Annotated in this window: 19 protein-coding genes; 13 read left to right on the top strand and 6 right to left on the bottom strand. The window is 40.5% G+C overall.

All coding sequences use genetic code 11. The annotated features are described in order from the left end of the window. Positions 1-463: 463 nt before the first annotated feature. Complete coding sequence (locus tag ACO6S0_RS17190; protein ID WP_422349520.1) at positions 464-1,234, top strand: membrane metalloprotease; 771 nt, start codon at positions 464-466, stop codon at positions 1,232-1,234. Positions 1,235-1,584: 350 nt separating this feature from the next. Next, positions 1,585-2,802, top strand: coding sequence for a site-specific integrase (locus ACO6S0_RS17185; protein ID WP_090292201.1), 1,218 nt, complete (start codon positions 1,585-1,587; stop codon positions 2,800-2,802). Positions 2,803-2,917: 115 nt separating this feature from the next. Here ACO6S0_RS17185 and ACO6S0_RS17180 read toward each other — a convergent pair whose 3' ends face one another. The 6 genes from ACO6S0_RS17180 to ACO6S0_RS17155 form a co-directional block, all read right to left on the bottom strand. After that, complete coding sequence (locus ACO6S0_RS17180) at positions 2,918-3,373, bottom strand: DUF6730 family protein (protein WP_116216542.1); 456 nt, start codon at positions 3,371-3,373, stop codon at positions 2,918-2,920. Between the two features lie 10 nt (positions 3,374-3,383). Then, positions 3,384-4,244 (bottom strand): relaxase/mobilization nuclease domain-containing protein, encoded by an 861-nt coding sequence (locus tag ACO6S0_RS17175; RefSeq protein WP_235856357.1) that lies wholly within the window; start codon positions 4,242-4,244, stop codon positions 3,384-3,386. Positions 4,245-4,249: 5 nt separating this feature from the next. Continuing rightward, a complete protein-coding gene (mbpA, locus tag ACO6S0_RS17170) occupies positions 4,250-4,546 on the bottom strand; it encodes a mobilization protein MbpA (protein ID WP_116216544.1) in 297 nt (98 codons plus the stop codon). Positions 4,547-4,591: 45 nt separating this feature from the next. Further along, positions 4,592-5,494 (bottom strand): toprim domain-containing protein, encoded by a 903-nt coding sequence (locus tag ACO6S0_RS17165; protein ID WP_116216545.1) that lies wholly within the window; start codon positions 5,492-5,494, stop codon positions 4,592-4,594. A gap of 205 nt (positions 5,495-5,699) precedes the next feature. Further along, positions 5,700-6,905, bottom strand: a complete 1,206-nt coding sequence (locus ACO6S0_RS17160; protein WP_116216546.1) for a primase-helicase family protein — start codon at positions 6,903-6,905, stop codon at positions 5,700-5,702. A gap of 75 nt (positions 6,906-6,980) precedes the next feature. After that, a complete protein-coding gene (locus tag ACO6S0_RS17155; RefSeq protein ID WP_090292211.1) occupies positions 6,981-7,250 on the bottom strand; it encodes a helix-turn-helix domain-containing protein in 270 nt (89 codons plus the stop codon). 488 nt (positions 7,251-7,738) lie between these two features. On the opposite strand from ACO6S0_RS17155, the gene ACO6S0_RS17150 reads away from it, so the two are divergent. From ACO6S0_RS17150 to ACO6S0_RS17100, 11 genes are all read left to right on the top strand, one after another. Continuing rightward, positions 7,739-8,047: a DUF6660 family protein gene (locus ACO6S0_RS17150; RefSeq protein WP_099189899.1), complete on the top strand. Its 309-nt coding sequence runs from the start codon at positions 7,739-7,741 to the stop codon at positions 8,045-8,047. 125 nt (positions 8,048-8,172) lie between these two features. Further along, positions 8,173-12,594 (top strand): CusA/CzcA family heavy metal efflux RND transporter, encoded by a 4,422-nt coding sequence (locus ACO6S0_RS17145; RefSeq protein ID WP_116216547.1) that lies wholly within the window; start codon positions 8,173-8,175, stop codon positions 12,592-12,594. Positions 12,595-12,600: 6 nt separating this feature from the next. After that, complete coding sequence (locus ACO6S0_RS17140) at positions 12,601-13,830, top strand: efflux RND transporter periplasmic adaptor subunit (RefSeq protein WP_116216548.1); 1,230 nt, start codon at positions 12,601-12,603, stop codon at positions 13,828-13,830. Between the two features lie 6 nt (positions 13,831-13,836). Beyond that, positions 13,837-14,478, top strand: coding sequence for a cation diffusion facilitator family transporter (locus tag ACO6S0_RS17135; protein WP_116216549.1), 642 nt, complete (start codon positions 13,837-13,839; stop codon positions 14,476-14,478). Further along, positions 14,471-14,893: a Fur family transcriptional regulator gene (locus tag ACO6S0_RS17130; protein WP_116216550.1), complete on the top strand. Its 423-nt coding sequence runs from the start codon at positions 14,471-14,473 to the stop codon at positions 14,891-14,893. The genes ACO6S0_RS17135 and ACO6S0_RS17130 overlap by 8 nt, the downstream gene beginning before the upstream one ends. Before the next feature lie 27 nt (positions 14,894-14,920). Beyond that, the gene (locus tag ACO6S0_RS17125; RefSeq protein WP_181898143.1) at positions 14,921-15,712 is read left to right on the top strand and encodes a cation transporter; all 792 of its coding nucleotides are present in this window, start codon (positions 14,921-14,923) and stop codon (positions 15,710-15,712) included. Positions 15,713-15,745: 33 nt separating this feature from the next. Further along, positions 15,746-17,710 (top strand): heavy metal translocating P-type ATPase, encoded by a 1,965-nt coding sequence (locus tag ACO6S0_RS17120; protein WP_116216551.1) that lies wholly within the window; start codon positions 15,746-15,748, stop codon positions 17,708-17,710. Positions 17,711-17,739: 29 nt separating this feature from the next. Beyond that, positions 17,740-18,864: a DUF4238 domain-containing protein gene (locus ACO6S0_RS17115; RefSeq protein ID WP_116216552.1), complete on the top strand. Its 1,125-nt coding sequence runs from the start codon at positions 17,740-17,742 to the stop codon at positions 18,862-18,864. A gap of 174 nt (positions 18,865-19,038) precedes the next feature. Beyond that, on the top strand, positions 19,039-19,410 hold the full coding sequence (locus tag ACO6S0_RS17110) for an ArsR/SmtB family transcription factor (RefSeq protein ID WP_116216553.1): 372 nt from the start codon (positions 19,039-19,041) through the stop codon (positions 19,408-19,410). A 12-nt stretch (positions 19,411-19,422) separates the two neighbouring features. Further along, positions 19,423-20,025, top strand: a complete 603-nt coding sequence (gene merTP / locus ACO6S0_RS17105) for a mercuric transport protein MerTP (RefSeq protein WP_099546398.1) — start codon at positions 19,423-19,425, stop codon at positions 20,023-20,025. After that, the gene (locus tag ACO6S0_RS17100; RefSeq protein ID WP_099546397.1) at positions 20,025-20,231 is read left to right on the top strand and encodes a GDCCVxC domain-containing (seleno)protein; all 207 of its coding nucleotides are present in this window, start codon (positions 20,025-20,027) and stop codon (positions 20,229-20,231) included. Before merTP ends, ACO6S0_RS17100 begins: the two co-directional genes overlap by 1 nt. The last annotated feature ends 243 nt before the right edge of the window (positions 20,232-20,474 follow it).

Here is a 20,474-nt window from a genome sequence, read left to right as displayed (position 1 = left end):
TATAACAAAGCCAATTCCAAAACCAGAACTGGAGATAATTAGAGGCTAGGTGTTAGATTTCCAATAATTGCTTTGATCCGTTTTCCACAATGACGCGCGAATTAAAATTTTCAAAGTTTGAAGAGAGGTTTCTTAGCTCTAAACTTAGCATACACGCTTACAACTTTTCCAATCGCCCTTTCATTTCTTTCAGCCGTAACCAATTTTGATAAAACAAAGGTAAAGCAATTACGCTTTCTATGTATTGAAAAACATAGATGATCAACGAAAATAGAGCTCCGTATGCTACAATAGAGGGTTGATTTTTTCTAAGGGATTGGTTTCTGAAGGCTTATAATTTTATCATTGGGACTTTGTTGTTTGGGCGGCAATAATATCAACGTTTAATCGTTATTAAAACCCGGGTATTTATTGAATCATTATCCATTATATGAAAATCCCTCGTTTTTTATTTCATGCTTTAGTGCTCCTCTTATTTTTTTCCTGCTCCAGCGATTCCAATTCACCGGACACTAGTATTATAGAGGATGAAAATGGAGACCCCGTTACTGTTGACATATCGGCAAACAGAAAATCTACAGGTGAATCTGCTAATGAACTACTTTCAGATAAGGATTTTGACAAGCTTACTATAGAAATTATATATATTGAAGGCCTTGCTCCAAGCGAAGATTCACTTGACAACCTTAAAACCTTTCTCGAAGGTCTTTTGAACAAACCATTCGGAATAGAAATTGTTCAGCAACAAATTGAATCACCAGGAAAGTCCGTATTTTCTATTGCGGACATCAGAAATTTGGAAGATGATGTTCGAAAGGAGTATAATGACGATAAGAAAATAGCAGTAAGCGGAATCTTTTTGGATGGCGAATACGACATGAACACGGATAGCGGGTCCGTATTGGGTGTAGCCTACAGAAACACCTCGTTTGTAATATTCGAAGAAACTATAAGAAGTTTTAGCGGGCAGCCCTTAAGTCCAAGCCTGGAAACTTTGGAATCAGTGGTAATTAACCATGAGTTCGGCCACCTCCTAGGATTGGTCAATGCGGGCACTACAATGCAGGTTGACCATCAAGATGAGGAACATGGGCGACATTGTGATGTTGACACTTGCTTAATGTACTGGACTGCCGAAACCGGTGAAGGGCTTTTGAACATGCTTACGGGAGGGTCTGTTCCCGAGTTGGACGGGCAATGTCTTGATGATCTTAAGGCCAATGGCGGAAAGTAAGTCGTGTCCGACAACCATAGGGAAAACCGGTGGTCTTTCCCAAAGACTTCGGAACGCATCAGCCCAAGACCAATGAAATATCCATAGGCATTCCTAATGAGAATTAAGTTGACCACAAACCCCATAAAAAAAGCACCTCTTAGCAAGGTGCTTGTAATTGTGGAGAATACCGGATTCGAACCGGTGGCCTCTTGCCTGCCAGCAAGAGGATTACCATATCAATCCAATACAAATAAATACATAATAAATTGTTTTTCAGTATTTTAAATAATTTCGTATTCATTTAATTTCAAATAAAATCACCCATTTGCGTGCAAATTGCGTGCAAATTTTTTTTACCTTTGATTAGGATGAATACCAATATAAAACTTTCTTTAGATACGCGTAGGAAGAAAAAAGATGACTCCTATCCTATTATTTTACGGTTAACCCATTTTCGAAAAACAACTTCCATAAGCTTAGGGCAATCAATAAAAAAGGAATTTTGGGATAATAAAAACGAGAAAGTTAAAAGAGCATTCAAAGGAACTTCATCAGTTAGTAAACTCAATAATCAACTCTTAAAAGAAAAGACCAGAGCGGTCGACATAATTAATGACCTGAACGAAAAGGACGAGCTTAACTTTTTATCCATTTTGCAGCTGAAGAAGAAGATTGTAAAAACCGCATCATTGGATTCATTTTTTAAGTTTAGCGAGGATATTGTCGATGAGTTAAAAGCAGCTGAACGTTATGGTAATGCAAACACATACTACGCGGTAATTAAGGTATTGGAGAAATTCGCTGATGGAAATGATATCAAATTCAACGAAATCAATTATGATTTTCTCAAAAGATTTGAGAACTGGCACTTTTCCAAAGGTAATTCTGTTAACAGTCTATCGACGTATATGAGAACAATCAAAGCGGTCTTTAACAAGGCCATTAAGTCTGATGTTGTTTCTAGAGATGCTTATCCTTTTACACATTATAAGATTAAAACTACTCCTACAGAAAAAAGAGCGCTTGACATTAAAAGCATCAAATCAATTATGCTTTTAAAACTGGAAGAAACGGATAGTCTGTTTCACTATAGAAATTACTTCCTTGCCTCTTACATGCTTTATGGTATTTCCTTTATGGACTTGGCTTTTTTAAGGGTTCAAAATATCATTGACAACCGAATTAAATTCCAAAGAAAAAAAACGTCAAAGCCTTATGATATTAACATCACGCCTCAGTTAAAGGAAATCCTCTCGTTTTATCTTAAGGATAAAGAGAGGTCTGAATTTATATTTCCAATCATTAAAAGAGCCACATTTGAACTTCAATATAAAGACGTCTTATGGGCACGGAAGAGATATAATAAAGGGCTTAAAGAAATTGCAAAAAAATGCAAGATAGAGCAGCGGTTGACCTCATATGTATCTCGTCATAGTTTTGCAACCCAAGCTATGCTGCAGGACGTTCCCTTACAAGCTATTTCTTCCATGCTTGGCCATAATCGACTATCAACTACTCAAATATATCTGAAGTCCCTGCCGAATAATATACTAGACAATTATAATCAGAAATTGGTTAAACTGTAACCTTAACCCTTCCTAGTCCCAAATCCTTACTCACAACTTCAGCGCATGGATCCTGGCCTATTTTTGCAGTGTTTGGGAAGATAAGCGTAAAGCAAAAATAGGATAGGGCGCTGTCCTACTTTTGGCCATTATCCTCCAGCCATTTTTGATATAGTTCCTTTGCCTCTGGGCTTTCTTCAAAGAATGTCCTGTAGTGTTCAATTGCATCATCTTGACCTTCTACATATGCAACCTGTTCTTTCTTGGATATCCTTGACACCTTGTAGATTGAAAAACCAAGGACCAAAAGGACCGTGACCAACAACCCCCAAGTAAGTTTTATGGCCCAACTGGGCAAGAGAACGGACCGCTCTACTTTATGAAGAATCCTTTCCATCAGTCTTTGTTGTTCCTTAATGTCGTTTTTTTGTTTGTTGCCATACTCTTTTAGAAGAGCATTTAATTCGCTGGTATCTGGCCTTAATGGAAGGTTTTTGAAATCCTCATGAACCTTTTCCAATCGGCCGATACTCTTTTCAAATCCGTTGATCTCCTCAGTCAACAGTTCCGCTATCTCGTCCAGTTTTGCCATATTGTTTTGTTTAGATTCCTATTCCAGTGTCCCTGACCACTTTGATGGCCAGTTTGATGGTCTTTTTTATGATGGTCTGGGTCAAACTTTTTGGGACATTCACTGTCCTCCCCAAAAGCTGCATGCTCTTGTCCTTGGCAATCCGCTGTGCCATGTTCCTTTCAAAGTTCATTTGACGGGCGATCCTGCCCATGGACATGGACCGGTGCACCTCGCTTCCCTTTAGGTTCGTTCCCTTATGCTCAAAACGGAAGCCCTGCAACTGGTTCTGCCTGTTGATGCTCGGGATGACTTTTACATTGTTCTGCTCCATCGATTTGATATACTGGTCAAAATCCCTTGGCCGTTCCTTGGCCATGACCTTTTCATGGATCTTCTGTATTTCCGATCGGACATATTGCATCCGGTACAGTTTTTCCTGCTGAACTTCCCTTACCGTGGTCAGGTCCATTTGTTTGGCCACCCTTTCCGCCACTTGTTGGCTCCGCTTGCCGATGAAGCTGTCGTTATAGGCCTTCCCCTGAAAGTTTATCCGGTTGGCATACAGGTGGACGTGCACGTGCTCTTTGTCCCTATGGACAAAGGCAATGGCCTGGTGCTGCTTGAGGTTCATTTCCTTGAGGAACCGTTCGGTCATTTCCTTGAGTCGTTCGCTTTCCAGTTTCCTGCCGTCCTCGATGGTGGGGCTCAGCACAAAGCTGAGCGTGTTCTTCCGGCAGAGTTCATTCTGTTCTTGGATGACCTTGAACTCCTCGGTGATCTCCCTCGGGGTCTCCCCGGCCAGATATTGGCTGTGGATAATCTCCGATCCCTTCTCCTGGTTCATCCCGTAGCTCATGGAGGCCGATGTGTGCGATATGGATTTGCCCATGCCTATCATTTCTTGAAATTTAAAAAGTGTTGTCGTATCTCTTTGGCCAACTGGGCCGTTTCCTCGGCCAATCTAGGGTTACGCTTGCGGAACATGTTGGTGATCAGCTTGAAGTTCCGTTGGTATTTGACCAATAGCTTATAGGCCTCTATCTGTTCGTCCGTCATCCTTTCAACTATCCTATCATCGAATGCGGCACGGCGGCAGTACTCACTGATGGAAAGACCGCTCTTCCGGGCCTTGATCCTCAGCAGTTTCTTCTCGTAGACCGAGCACCGGAACTGTACGAACTCTTTCTTCATTTTCACATCATCTTTTGCGACCTACGGGAGCAAAAGCAAGATTTGTCATGACAATGACACATCTTGAATTCGTTTCCGAACTTCATCCTTCGCGCTTTTTACCTTCCATTCGTTTATATCTTTAAAACCTTCATAGAGGAAGGATATATCCCTACTGTTCGGGCACTTTTCCAGTAACAGTTCCGTCATCCCCAATCCCGTTTTGTCCCTATCAAGAAACAGTTTTACATTTTCATAATCCTCTATTTCTTTTATCATCCGTTTTACAAAGGCAGTTGTGTTCAATACCAGAAGGTCATGGCTGTTTACGATATCCGCCATCAGCTCAATTAGGGTGAGCATATCGAACATGCCTTCTGTAATCGCCAATTTCTTTGATTTGTTCCCCATCATCGAAACATCCTTTGGCGAGGTGGAGCCTTTCCAATAGCTGTTCCGCAGTTCCCAGCCTCCAGACCTGTTTTGGAGTCCGATGCCAAAGTATGTCCGTCCTCCTATTCGATAATGGATTTCCTTGCAAAGTATTCTTGCGGTTTTGATCGAGATACTTCTGGAGCTTAGATAGTTTTGCAGGGCCCTGTGCTCGATTTCCTTTTCCTCGATGATTTCAATCGGGTTGACTCTATGTTCCGCTTTGGTTGGATTCGGCCGCCGGTGAAAAGAAAAATGGTCCATGTTCCCGGACAATCGTTCCAATGCCTCCTTTACGGAACAGTTCTCCATTTTCATGACCAGGTCTATGGTACTTCCCCCCTCAAAGGTTCCGAAGTCTATCCAATAGTTCTGTTTCAATGATACCTTGAAAGAGGCTTGGGTCTCGATCCGGAACGGGCTGAGGAACCAAGCTTCTTTTTCCGTTTTCCGGACTGGAAAGTGCCCCAACTTGGCCAGCGTGGAAACGATGTCAATGTTGCGGGCTTTTTCGCAGTCCATTCTTTTTTCTTTCATGGTTCTGTTTTTAATCGATTTTTGATGATTTGATGACAAACCTCTGGGAGGCCCTTTAAATACTGGTAGTTTCCCCGTCATCATTTTGTCATCGTTTCATCGTTTTTGTTTTTTTCTTCATAGTACCTGTCATCATTTTTTATTTTGATGACAGAATGATGACAAAGTGATGACAGCCTAAACCCTTATAAATACTGGGCTTATATCAATCTGTCATCAAATCATCAAAATTTTGGACCAAAAAATTCTTTTTTATGGTAAAGTACCTCCCTTTTGCGTCCTCGGTGTTGATCTCACCGTTGTTCCAGATGGTGATCTTTTGGTACTTGTTGGAATTGGGCTGGTTGTCCAGTTTCCAATCATTTTTCAGCAACCGCCTCAATTGGGTCAGGTCGGTCTTGACCCTTGTGCGGTTGAGCATGTGCAGGGCATCGATGGGACAAAGGTCCACGGAGTCCATCTCGAACTTTTCCATGGCACTGAGCAGTAGACTGGCCAGTTCCTTCTCCACCCTGTTCCGGTTATTGTTTACCAGTTTCTTCAGCGCTGGTGTATGCACCTGTTTTGGAGTGAACCACATTCGTGTTCTTTGCTTGGTACTGTATTCCCTTTTTGAAAGGAAATCCAAAAAAGCGGGCACCTCCCGGGCCAGTTGGTCCAAGAAATCGGTGTCCTCCCTTTTAAGGGATGGGATCTTCCTCACCCAGAACCGTGTCTCATGGGCATCGATCTTGATAAAACTGTCCTCGTTGTTGCTGCAGAGAATAAATTTTCCGAAGAATTCCACTTCCCGTTTGTCCTTGCCCTTGGCCTCAAGCTTGTTCCGGTTGGTGGTGCTCAGGTACTTGATTCGCTCGGTGAGTTCCTCCTTGTTGAACAGTACCTCGTCGACGCATATCAGCAACTTGTTGGCCCAGTCCGCATTGAACTGGCTTGCAAAGCTGTCGTTGGTCAGATAGGTCAGGTTGTTGCCAAAGATTTCCTTGAGCCATTTGAGAAAGGTGCTTTTCCCGGTGTTTCTTTCGGTGGATACCAGACAGAGGATGGGGAGCACCTGCACCGGTCTTTGGTACAGGAGTTTCAGATAGTCCAGTCCCAGCTCCAGTTGATTTCCGAAGATATGCTTCAAAAAGCCCCGTGTCCTTATTATACATCCCTCTTTCGGTTCATGCGTCAAAGGGGAATAGGTATTGTAGAAACCATGGTGTTCCTTTTTAAAATTCACATGGCAAGGAATACAGGCGAACCCGTCATATTTGGGCACCTTGCCCAGATAGTCCTTGCCATGGTCCTGCTTGATGATATGCTCGTTCCACGGAACCAGCTGCTCGTTGAAATGTCCCGAAATGGTAGGATACTTTACAATTTTATAGAAAGACGTGCCCACCCTTATATAAGGTACTATTTTCATATTTTGAAATTTTTGAAATCTTAGGGTTTCTATGAAATTATCGTGAGTCCACAAATAATTTAAAGAGGAATTCGACTAGGGAATCGAATCCCCGATCGTTTTGCTTTCCGGTAAAGGCTTCTGTTGGTTCTGCAGCAGCCAACGCACTATCTTTTTCCTTTCGAAGAAAATCAGTTTTCCATTGGGCTTGGAGTGCGGGATATGCCCCGCAGCGGTAAGCTTGTACAGATAGCTTCTTGATATGCCGGTATAGTCACAGGTCTCATCGAAGGTCAGCACTTCTTTATTGGCGATCAATAGCCTTTCCAAACGGTCGAGCCGTTCCAGTATTAAAAAATTGTCCATTTTATTTCTTTTTAAAGATTAGAAATGAACAAAAGCGCTTTTGTTTTCTTTTGAAGAATTCTTTGGATAAAGATAAAAATAAGGAGGAGGGAAAGTAAGATTGACCGATTGATTTTATTCACAAATAATTGATATACAGTTTTTTATGTTAAAATAGTTCAAATATAATGGTATTGATAAACCCTTAGTTTTATTTGGTTTCATTTGATACCAAATGGAACTGTTCTTATTTTGGGCAAATAGGTGGTTTAATGGAAGAAAGCAGAGTTATCAACAATTAAGACTAGGGGAGTTAGAAAATAGGCACTTTAAAAAAGCATGTTTTAATCTTTGGATTGTCTTAATGAAGTCTGATACTTTGATACTACTTTAAGAAAGTCTAGTGCTTTTTTGAAAAATACTGTCTTGAAAATCGTTCCTTTTAAAAAACTACGCTCAAAGCCATTCTTTGCAACCCAATTGCACTATAATTCTTTTACCTTTGCAAGGTGAAATTTTTTGCGATTATATTATCCATCTACTTTCTGGCACTCAATTTCGTGCCTTGTAGCGATGCCAGCAGTGTTGATGAAGGCACACAGGTCGTTTCTGTAATGGATTTCGATGGCGAACACGGACAAGACTGTGAACTGTGTTCCCCATTCTGCCAGTGCCAATGCTGTCATTCACATACCATCGATTTCCGTTTGGCTATTTTTGAACCCATCGAGCCTATCGTTTCGCTAGAAAATTTTATCCACTTCGATAGTTTGGGCAAGGATATTTCACTTTCCCTTTTACAGCCACCTCGGGCATAATCCAGTTTTCATAGGATAGCTATATCCTGTTTTGACGTGTCCATCTATTGGATTCGTCAACATTGTGCATTGCTTTTTATTCAATGTGCTCAACAAGAATTTCAACTGAATTAACATCCTTATCTATGATTAACAAAATCATTGATTTTTCAATCAATAACAAATTTATAATCGGTCTGTTTACATTGACTCTTATAGGTGTCGGTATCTGGTCAATGGCAACGGTAAATCTTGGGTCTGTGCCAGATATTACCAATAATCAAGTGCAAGTCATCACACAATCGCCCAATTTGGGAACGGAAGATATTGAACAGTTCGTAACCTATCCCGTAGAACTATCTATGGGTAATTTACCAGGCGTTACAGAAATAAGATCTATCTCACGCTTTGGCCTTTCCGTAGTTACTATCGTTTTTGAAGACGATATGGGAACCTATCTTCCTCGACAGCTGGTACAGGAAAAACTAAACGAACTGGGCGAATCTATCCCTGAAAAATTTGGAAGTCCATCTATGGGTCCCATCTCTACTGGTTTAGGTCAGATCTATGAATACACTATAAAGCCAGAGGAGGGTTTTGAAAACAAGTATTCGCCTATGGAACTGCGCACCGTGCAAGATTGGGTTATCAAACGACAACTCACATTACTGGAAGGCGTGGTAGAGGTCAACTCTTATGGAGGCAGTATTAAACAGTATGAGGTCGCTGTCAACCCAGATAAGTTGAATAGTTTGGGTATTAGTATTTCACAAGTGTATGAGGCTCTCGCTCGGAACAATGTGAATACAGGCGGTGCTTACATAGAAAAAAATAAAATGTCAAATTTCATAAGAGGTGAAGGTCTTATTCGCTCTTTGGAAGACATTAAAGATATTTCGATTATTAACGAGGGCAACATTCCCGTAACTATTGGAGATGTTGCAACACGCGTCCATTTTGGGAATCAGGTACGTTATGGTGCTTTTACGCAAGACGGTAAGGAAGCCGTGGGAGGAATAATAATGATGCTAAAAGGTTCAAACCCTAATGCGGTTATTCAAAATGTTAAGAATCGTATGGCAGAAATTGAAAAATCCCTGCCAGAAGGTCTCACTATCGCCCCTATCATTGATCGTAGTGAGCTAATTGCCAGAACGACCGATACCGTTAAAACCAATTTACTGGAAGGTGCCCTAATCGTGATATTTGCCCTTGTTTTATTGTTGGGTAGTTTAAGAGGTGGCATCATAACGGCCACGACCATACCGTTGTCCTTGCTTTTTGCCTTTATCTTAATGAAGCAATTTAATGTATGGGCAAACTTAATGAGCTTGGGAGCTATAGACTTTGGGATTATTATAGATGGTGCCGTGATTATTATAGAAGGAACGGTGTATGAGATCCAAAAACGGATTAGGTCTGGAAAGCTAAAATTCAATCAAGGCGTAATGGATAAAGTAGCCTATGATGCCGGAACCACGATGATGGGTTCTGCTTTTTTCGGGCAGATCATTATACTTATAGTTTTTACACCTATACTTTTCCTTACAGGTGTAGAGGGTAAAATGTTCAAACCGATGGCATACACCTTTGGTTTTGCTATGATAGGTGCAATTATTCTGTGTCTTACGTATGTCCCAATGATGTCTGCGCTTTTTATGAAACCAGTTCAAAACACCAAAAGCTGGTTTGGCAAATTTGAGCGTTGGCTTGAAAAGATAAGTGATAAAATTATTGGTGCTATACATAATGCTTATAAGCCATTATTAAAAGGCGCACTACGGCTTAAGCTTATCGTGTTATCATCTGCTGCTGTTCTGCTTATTATTGCTGGATTTATATTTTCTAATATGGGTGGAGAATTTGTGCCGCAGCTCGATGAAGGAGATATAGCAATGCAGGCGTTTATAAGACCAGGAAGCTCGCTCACAGAATCCATTGAAGTTTCAAAGAAAATAGAAACTATCCTATTAGAAAATTTTCCTGAAATTAAAACGGTAACAGCACGTATGGGTGTGGCAGATATACCTACAGATCCTATGCCTATGGATATTGCAGATATGTATATCATCCTTAATAAGGATATGGACGAGTGGACAACTGCTTCTACTAAAGAAGGTTTGATTGAAGCCATAAGGGATAAACTGGATGATGAACTCGTCGGGGTTAATTTATCATTTACCCAACCGGTCGAATTAAGATTTAATGAGCTTTTAGAAGGCGTAAGAGAGGATATTGCAGTAAAGCTATATGGCGAAGATTTAGAGGTGTTATCAGACAAGGTTCAGGAAATGGCAGCTATTATAAAGACCGTTCCTGGCGCGGGCGATGTGAGTGCAGAACGTACAGCTGGACTACCACAAATGACCGTAAAGTTCAGACGAGATAAAATGGCGCAATATGGACTGGATATTCAAAAAGTAAATGATTACATAAGTACTGCTTTTGCAGGTGGTACCGCTGGCGTCATTTTTGAAGGCGAGAAACGATTTGATCTGGTGGTACGATTTGATGAAAGCCATAGAAAAAGTATTGATGACCTGCGCACGATGTACATCGATCTTAAGGATGGAAGCCAGGTACCCATTATTGAAATAGCAGAGATTGAATACGTGCCTGGACCTATGCAAATCTCACGTGACAATACGTATAGAAGAACCTATGTAGGTGTAAATGCACGAGGCAGAGATGTGGAGTCTGTTGTAAAAGATATACAACAAAAGTTAGATGAAGAACTGGACTTGCCATCAGGATATTATATTACCTATGGTGGAGAGTTTGAAAACCTACAAAGCGCTAAGGATCGTTTAACAATTGTTGTGCCCATCGCCCTGTTCTTGATATTTGTACTGTTATACTTTGCCTTAAAATCCTTTTCACAATCGCTAATGATTTACATCGCGATTCCCTTGGCGGCCATTGGTGGTGTGTTTGCTTTATGGCTTCGAGATATGCCATTTAGTATTTCGGCAGGTGTAGGATTTATTGTGCTATTTGGTGTCGCAGTTCTTAACGGGCTGGTACTTATTAACCGATTTAATTCTTTAAAGGAAGAAGGTGTTACAAGCATAAAGGATAGAATATTTCAAGGGACTAAAGAACGTATTCGCCCCATTATGCTCACGGCTACCACAGATATTTTTGGGTTTTTACCTATGGCATTTTCCACATCAGCCGGTGCAGAGGTGCAACAACCGCTCGCTACGGTAGTTATTGGTGGGATGCTTACGGCCACCCTACTCACGTTGATAGTACTTCCTGTACTCTATATCTTTATAGAAAAGCGACGTGAGCGCAAAGACCAGAACAAGATTGGTTCGTTTAATCCGCAAGCATTGACCACGATTTTAATACTTGGTTTTATGTTAGGTGGTACCGCTTTGGCGAAAGCGCAACAAACACAAGCACCTGTGCCAGACCTCATTGTTCAGGATAGCATTACACCCATTACCTTATCTCGGGCTGTAGAAATTGCCAAAGAGAATTATCCAGCACTCAAGACGAGCCAACTCGAAATAGAAAGACAGAGCGCACTCACGGGCAATGCCTATGACTTCGGTAATACTAAAGTATTTACAGGTGGCGAAGAAGTGGCAGATGGTCAGGGCATTTATACCTTGATAGGTATCGGGCAACAAAATATTGATCTATTGGGAATAGGTGCCAAAAAACGCTTGCAACAACAACGCATCCAGTTAGCCGAAACAGCTTTTGACCTATCTGAAATCCAGATAGAACTGGAAGTCAAAAAAGCCTGGTCAGAAGCTTTTCAGGCAAAGAAGAAATTTGTTCTTTATCGAGAACTGGACAGCATTTATGGTCAATTTGCACAATCTGTAGAACTCAATTTTGAAGTCGAAGCCATTTCGAGACTGGAATATGCTGCTGCGCGCAATCAAGCGTTACAGATAACCAACAGGTTTCAGCAGGCAGAAACAGATTATTTAATCGCATTACAAAAACTCAATCTTTGGTTGACACCAGATACGATGTACACCGTAGCTGATGAATTTGAAGCTACCGAAATTTCGGTGTTAGAGACTGATGATACATTGGATGAACATCCCGAGTTATCGCTTTCGCGAAAGCGTATAGACGAAGCACAAGCAAGCTATGATGCAGCAAGGGCAAGCTTACTGCCCCAGTTTAATCTGCAAGGTGGCCTGCAACGTGTAAATGGCGATAGTGGTTTCTACACCTATCAGGCAGGGATTTCCATACCGCTGTTTTCTGGCCCAGACCGCAGCCGCGCAAAAGCTGCTAAACTGGATGCACAGATTGCAGAAACCAATGCCGCATTCAAACAACGCGAGCTGCAATCCCAATATACACAAGCACAGCAAAATTATACACGATGGCGAGATACTTGGTTTTTCTATAAAACCGAAGCTCTGCCACTTGCCATAGACCAGCGCAAAGGCGCATTGCTCGCCTACAAAGAAGGTGCGCTTGATTATGCAGCATTCACGCAAATTATACGTGATGCCATACAGACCGAAATGGATGCGCTGGACGCACTCGATAATTATTTAGAAGCCTTGTTTAAACTACAATATTTCCAAAACTAAAAAAAGATGAAAAAATTAAAATATATACCGATTACCACAATGCTTATGGCATTGACATTATTCAGCTGTGGCGAGTCAAAAACTGAAGATGGCCACGATGAAGCCACCCATTCTGAAACAGAAGAAAATCACTCTGAAGGGGAAGATGAAGAAGATAATATGGAAGGCGAAACTAAGGAAGTAATGCTCACGGCACAGCAGTTTGAAGCCTTACAGATGGAAATTGACACGCTCTCACAACGTTATATGAGCGGTTATGTAGAAGCAAATGGCACGCTGGAAGTACCACCCCAAAACGAAGCATCCATTACCGCCATAACAGGAGCAAATGTGGCATCCATAGAAGTAATAGAAGGTGATGAAGTGAAAAAAAATCAAGCGGTTGCCTATCTCTCACATCCCAGCATCATACAGATACAGAGCGATTACTTAAATGCACACAGCAACAGTCGGTTTTTAAAACAAGAATACGAACGTCAAAAAAGGCTTTATGAAGCTGGTGTGGCATCTGGTATGAATTTCCAAAAGGCAACGGCAGACTATCAGTCATCTACCGCAATGGTAAACGGGCTGGAAGCACAATTGCGACAGTACAACATCAATGTGAATGGCGTGCGCAATGGCACTATCTACCAGCGTGTTGCATTGCGCAGTCCCATTGCAGGGGTTGTAGAAAAAGTTTTTATAAAAACTGGACAATATGTGGAGCCACAGACCAACCTAATGGAAATAGTAGATACAGACCACGTACACGCAGATTTAATGGTTTTCGAAAAAGATGTTGATAGGGTAAAGAAAGGTCAACAAGTACGATTTAGCGTTCAATCAAGACCAGGAACGGAACTCGTTGCCGAAATTTATTCAGTAGGAAAAACCTTCGAGCAAGATCCTAAAGCGGTGCACGTACACGCAGAAATTGAGAACAAAGGTGGTGGTCTTATCTCAGGAATGTACATTAAAGGTAGGATTGAAGTTGATAACGATGAAACCGCTGAAACCGCATTACCAGAAAGTGCCATTATTACAGAAGGTGGTAGGGATTATGTGTTTAAAGCGCAAAGGGAAGGCAACACTTGGAGTTTTATACCAGTAGAAGTCACTACGGGCGAGAAGGATGGTGACTGGATAGCCATACGTTTTTTTGAAACCCCAGACCCAAATACTCATTTTGCCTTTAATAATGCCTATTACCTTATGGGAGAGATGAAAAAAGGGGAACTTGGTGACGATGATTAAAATGGAATGAAAGAAAAAAGAAAGAAAAACTTAAAAGTAGCAAGAACCTTACAGATTTGGAACGTCATCTACGATGTTATTGAAGTTGCGGTCTCGCTTATTGCTGGATTTACAGCAAATAGTTCGGCTCTGATAGGTTGGGGATTGGACAGCACGATTGAAGTGGTTAGTGCGGGAACATTAGGCTGGCGACTACACGGCGAGATTAAAGGTATCGATGAAGAAAAAGTAAAACGAAGACAAAAAATCACGTTAAACGTAATTGCAGTTTCCTTTACGCTCATCTGTATTTTCATTTCCTACGATTCCATTACAAAGCTTATAAATAAAGAAACCGCAAACTGGAGCACGATGGGACTGATTATATTATTGGTTTCCCTGGTTGTAAATCCTATCCTGATCTATTTCAAAAGAAAGTATGGAAAGAAATTAGACAGTCCAGCCTTGCTGGCTGATGCTAAAGACACCTTTATTTGCTTATACCAAACCGTGGTCGTACTTATAGGATTGCTATTGGTCAACTGGTTAGGCTGGTGGTGGGCAGATCCTGTGGCGGCATTACTTATCGTTCCGTACGCTGCAAAAGAAGGCTATGAAGCCTACAATAAAGCTAAAAATATCAATTATAACACCGCACAAAATGACTGAAATTGAAAAAACATTAAATGACCATAACGTGCGTCCCACCGCAATGCGCATCTTGATTTATAAGTATATGGCCGATAGGGATGCCGCCATCGCCCTGACTGATATTGAGAATGCTTTCGCAAAAGCGGATAGAACCACATTGTACCGAACCCTAAAAACGTTTGAAGAAAAAAACGTGGTGCATCACATAGATGACGGAACTGGAATCTCTAAATACGCACTTTGTGAAGAAGGCTGTAATTGTGAAATAGAACAGGATTTGCATTTACATTTTCATTGCACTAACTGTGACGAAACAGTTTGTTTAACGGAACTAAAAATCCCGCATATCAATTTGCCAGATGGATATTTGGCAGAGGATGTTAATCTCGTGGTTACGGGAATATGCGAAAAATGCAGCAGTAATTTACTTTAATAAACAAACGAACAAATTAGATTGATTTTGAAAAAAAGCACTTTTATAATAACTAAAATGGACTGCCCTTCAGAAGAGCAGATGATTCGGATGAAGTTAGAGTCTTATGCTCAAGTAAAACACTTGGATTTTGATATTCCAAACAGAAAATTGGAAGTATATCACGTGGACGACGTCAAGGCGATAAAAACGTCTATAGCCAGCTTAAAACTTGGGGATTCCTTAGAAGGAACCACAGAAGCCGAACCACCCGTAATGGAAGACCAATCCAAACAAAAAAGAATCCTATGGTGGGTCTTGGGCATCAACTTTGGCTTTTTCGTTATCGAAATGACCACCGGTTGGATTTCTTCTTCGATGGGTCTTGTGGCAGACTCATTAGATATGCTGGCAGATTCCATCGTATATGCATTAAGCCTATTTGCGGTAGGCGGTGCCATTTCAAGAAAAAAGAAGGTTGCGAAATACAGCGGATACTTTCAGATGGCATTGGCAACACTTGGGTTTGCAGAGGTCTTGAGAAGGTTTTTTAGCAATACCGAAACACCCTTGTTTCAATGGATGATTATCGTTTCAATTTTCGCATTGGCAGGTAATTTGATATCGCTCTGGCTCATCAACAAGGCAAAGAGTCAAGAGGCTCATATGCAGGCAAGTGCCATTTTTACATCCAATGATATTATTGTTAATGGTGGTGTTATAGTAGCTGGGGTGCTGGTTTATTTTCTGAATAGTAAATGGCCCGATTTAGTGATTGGCGGCATCGTTTTCACTTTTGTAATGCGCGGTGCATTGAGAATATTGAAATTATCGAAGTAGTTTTTAAAATGATATCAAACTTGATTAGAACATATGAAAAAGAAAAAAATAAACTTACGTGACTTAGAACCAAAAAAACAACAAGGCGAGCACAGTCACGACGATGGCCATAACCATAGCAGCCCTGAAGAAATTTCAAATTTCAGAACCTATCTACCGGCTATTTTCAGCTTCGTAATGTTGATAGCCGGAATTGCTATTGATTACTTTGATGCGTTTCCTTTCTTCAAAGGATGGATTCGCGTAGTATGGTACACGGTAGCCTATATCCCTGTGGGATTCCCTGTAATAAAGGAAGGCTGGGAAAGTATTAAAAAGGGGGATTTCTTTACTGAATTCTTCTTAATGTCCATTGCAACCCTCGGTGCTTTTGCCATAGGCGAATACCCTGAAGGTGTAGCCGTTATGCTATTTTATGCCGTGGGCGAACTCTTCCAAAATGCGGCCGTTAACCGTGCTAAGGGAAATATAAAAGCCTTACTCGATGTAAGACCCAATGAGGCTTTGGTTTATCGTGATGATGATTTTGTTTCAGTAAATCCCGAGACTGTTGAGATTGGCGAAAAGATACAGGTGCGTGTAGGCGAAAAAGTTCCGCTTGATGGCATTCTGCTTTCTGAAAAGGGTTCTTTTAATACTGCTGCCTTGACAGGCGAAAGCAAACCTGATACTATTGCTAAAGGTGATACTGTTTTTGCAGGAAGCATAAATCTTGATGGCGTAATCGAGATTGAAACCACAAAAGAATTTAAAGACAGTTCCATTGCACGAATTTTGGATATGGTGCAGAATGCAACCGCCAGAAAATCAAAGACCGAATTGTTCATTAGAAAATTTGCACGGATTTATACACCAATCGTGGTATTCCTCGCTATCGGACTTACTTTTCTGCCTTACTTTTTTATAGATGATTATGTATTTAGGGATTGGCTCTATCGAGCATTGATATTCCTCGTAATTTCCTGCCCTTGTGCGCTGGTCATTTCCATTCCTCTGGGCTATTTTGGCGGATTGGGTGCGGCATCGCGAAACGGTATTCTATTCAAGGGTGCATCCTTTTTGGATGCAATGACCCAAGTAAACACGGTCGTAATGGACAAAACAGGAACCGTTACCAAAGGCGTTTTTAAAATCAAGGAAATCAATTCCATCACATTTGAGGAAGCCGAATTTATGAAATACCTGATGGCGATGGAAGAACAATCTACTCATCCCATCGCAAAAGCAATTCTCGAATACAAAGCGGACGGGTCAGATTATGAAGCGACAGATGTATCGGAAGTTGCCGGAAAGGGATTGAAAGGAAAGGTCAACGGGAAAACGGTATTGGTAGGTAACAAAGCCTTGATGACCTCAAACAGCATAGAAGTCCCTTCGGAAACAGATGGTATTGTAGAATCAATCGTTATGGTGTCCATAGATGGAACATTTGCAGGTTATGTTACCATTGCAGATGAATTAAAGGATGATGCGCACCAAGCCATTAAACAAATTAGGGATGCAGGAATTTCCAAAATTATAATGCTATCGGGTGACAAAGACTCAATTACACAACAGGTTGCAAAAGAGTTGAAAATCGATTGGGCAAAAGGCGGACTGTTGCCTGAAGATAAACTCAATGAGGTTGAAGAGCTCAAAAAGCAACCCGAAACCAAAGTAGCATTTATTGGCGATGGTATTAACGATGCACCCGTTTTGGCAGCAAGTGGTGTAGGTATTGCAATGGGTGGTTTGGGTAGCGACGTTGCTATAGAAACAGCCGATGTTATCATACAGACCGACCAACCCAGTAAGATTGCAAGAGCGATTAAAATTGGTCGTTCAACGCGACGAATTGTCTGGCAAAATATTGCGCTTGCATTTGGTGTCAAGGTCATAGTCCTCATTCTCGGTGCAGGTGGATTAGCGACAATGTGGGAAGCTGTTTTTGCTGATGTGGGTGTGGCGTTTTTGGCTATATTGAATGCGATACGATTGCAGAAGATGGAATGGAATTAGTACATTCATGAAAATTCATTATTTCATGTATGGCTAAAAACGAACCCATCAAGCAACAATACATACCACGGTCTTACCTGAAAAATTTTGGTGTTGAAGGTAATAACGGCAACTATTTTGTTGATGCTTACAGATTGGAAGATGATTTGCTTCTTGAACAGATTAGTACAAAAAGTATTTGCTTTCAGAAAAATCTTTATACGATTCCGAATGCCGAGATTGATAGGAAATACGATTTGGAATATCATTATGCCGAACACGTCGATTCTGAATTCCCTAAGATTTATAAACTACTTGTCGATGAAAATGTGAAGATATTGACCTCTGAGCAAAAAAGGCAAGTACTATACGTCTGCCTATCCCTTTATTTTAGAACCCCGAGGTTTCTTAATCATCAGAACGCATTTACCGACCAAATTTTAGATAGAATGTTATTGTACGCCGACGAAAACGGCGATGTGAAATTTACATTTGAAGAAGAAAAGCACGAATTCAATATTAAGGATATTGGTAAAGTTAGACACGAATTTAAAGAGCGTAACAGGATTAAATTCTTGGTTCAACATTTGGAAAAATGGAAAGAATTTGTGGATTTCAAATATGATTGTACTATAAATGTCCACCGAATCAATGATGAGGATGCACCATTAATTACTTGCGATAATCCGGTATCAATACGCGGCGTAAAATCAACTCGATTTGAAGGCCTTTTTAATCCTGACTCAGTAATAACTTTGCCTTTAGATACCAAATACTACTTAGAAATCTTTCCAAACAGTATTGCTGATGGTCAAACCAGAATTAATAGGATGGTTCACGATAGGGACTATGTTTTTACTACAAATGGAATCGTTCAGATTAATGCTGAGAAATTGATAATTGGAAAACCGGGTACGATAGAACGACATTTTGAAATTCAATCGAGTTACGAGGATTCTGAGAATGGGGAACAATTTGTTGAAAAGGCAAAGTACAAGTTAGAGCAACTTCAGAAATTTACCGAACTTTTTGAAAAAAAGGGATTAACTTCAAAAGAAACCGTTGGTCAACTGAGAAAAATGCTAAGTCATGAATATTTCAAAGATGAAGACCAACTTATTCAAATGAAAAGGCTACTTATTGCTGCCGGACATTGGAATCAGAATCCGAAATAGAAATATCATAGTCCCCTATTTTTTTCACTGGTGCTACAAAAACTCGGTAGGCATTCGTCTATAAAAACTAAAACAAAGAACCAATCCAACTTCCTAAATAATATGTCTACAGTTTTAGTATATAAGTATTTGCTTAAATAATGATATATTTGTAGACGCGTTAAGTTAAAATTGATGAGCTTGGAAATAACCTGTACCCGGAATGAAGCCGACCATAAACAAATATCACGGTGCAAGAGGACAATAGAAAATTCTTCCGATAGTTTTAAGGCCATGAGCAAAATTTTGGCCCTTGCCGGAAGTGAGGTACGACTGAAAATCCTATTTCTTTTGAACATAGAAAATGAATTGTGTCCTTGCGATATTGCTGACATTCTTGAAATGAGTGTCCCCGCGGTATCCCAACATATCCGTAAAATGAAGGATGCAGGAATTATCACATCGAGACGTGAAGGTCAAACATTATATTATTCGTTGGTAAAGAGTGAGGATAATGTTTTAAATGGAATTTTCAGTTCAATTTCGATAAGAAAGAAAACAGCTTAGAAAGTTTAAATTATGGCATCGAATAATACTTCAAACACCGCGGCCTATACCAGTATTTTTACCGCAGTTGCAGCATCAATATGCTGTATTACCCCTGTCTTGGCACTGATTGCTGGAACAAGCGGCATTGCATCTACCTTTTCCTGGGTCGAGCCGTTTAGACCCTATTTTATCGGCTTGACCATTATTGTTTTGGTATTTGCATGGTATCAGAAATTACGGCCAAAAACAAAGGAAGAAATAGATTGTGCCTGTGACGATGATGCGAAACCTACATTTTGGCAATCCAAACAATTTTTGTTCATCGTAACCGTATTTTCGGGATTGATGCTGGCCTTCCCGTACTATTCCAACTTATTTTATGCACAGCCCACAAAGGACATCGTCTATGTCTCTCAATCCAATATCGAAAAGCACACGTTTTATGTTGAGGGAATGACTTGTGTGGGTTGTGAGGCACACGTAGAAAGTGAAGTCAATAAGTTGGATGGAATTATTTCGGTAAAAACCAGCTACGAAAATGCCAACACCATAGTGGAATTTGACAAGACCAAAACCGATTTGCCCGCAATCAAAAAAGCCATAAACAGTACAGCTTATAAAGTAGTCAAATAATGAGACCTCAGTTAATATCAACAATTACTTGCCCAAATTGCGGGCTTGAAAAAGAAGAGGAAATGCCAACAACGGCCTGTCAATTCTTTTATGAATGTGACAATTGCAAAAAAGTCCTTAAGCCAAAAGAAGGGGATTGTTGTGTCTTTTGTTCCTACGGTACTGTCGCTTGTCCACCTATTCAGAATAACGAAGATTGTTGCTGATTGATTGCCTACACAGTTCTCTAGTAAAAGAAAACTTTTTCGGTGCATTTAAAAACAGTTCATTTTAACGGCCCTTTTTTTGAACTTCTTTTCTATTTCAAAAATTCTGTTGTCATTCGGTCACATTTGTGGTCTCTTTTATTTGTTTCGTTAATTGACCTTTTATGGGACTTAGATTCATAAATCTAATACTGAAGCTAACGCATGTAATAAATGTGATACTTTTTCAAAAAATTATGCTAT

Source organism: Flagellimonas sp. (assembly GCF_965233845.1).
In the GTDB taxonomy this organism is placed as follows: domain Bacteria; phylum Bacteroidota; class Bacteroidia; order Flavobacteriales; family Flavobacteriaceae; genus Flagellimonas.
Note: the sequence above shows the minus strand (reverse complement) of the source record. Positions and strands in the feature narration are given on the sequence as shown.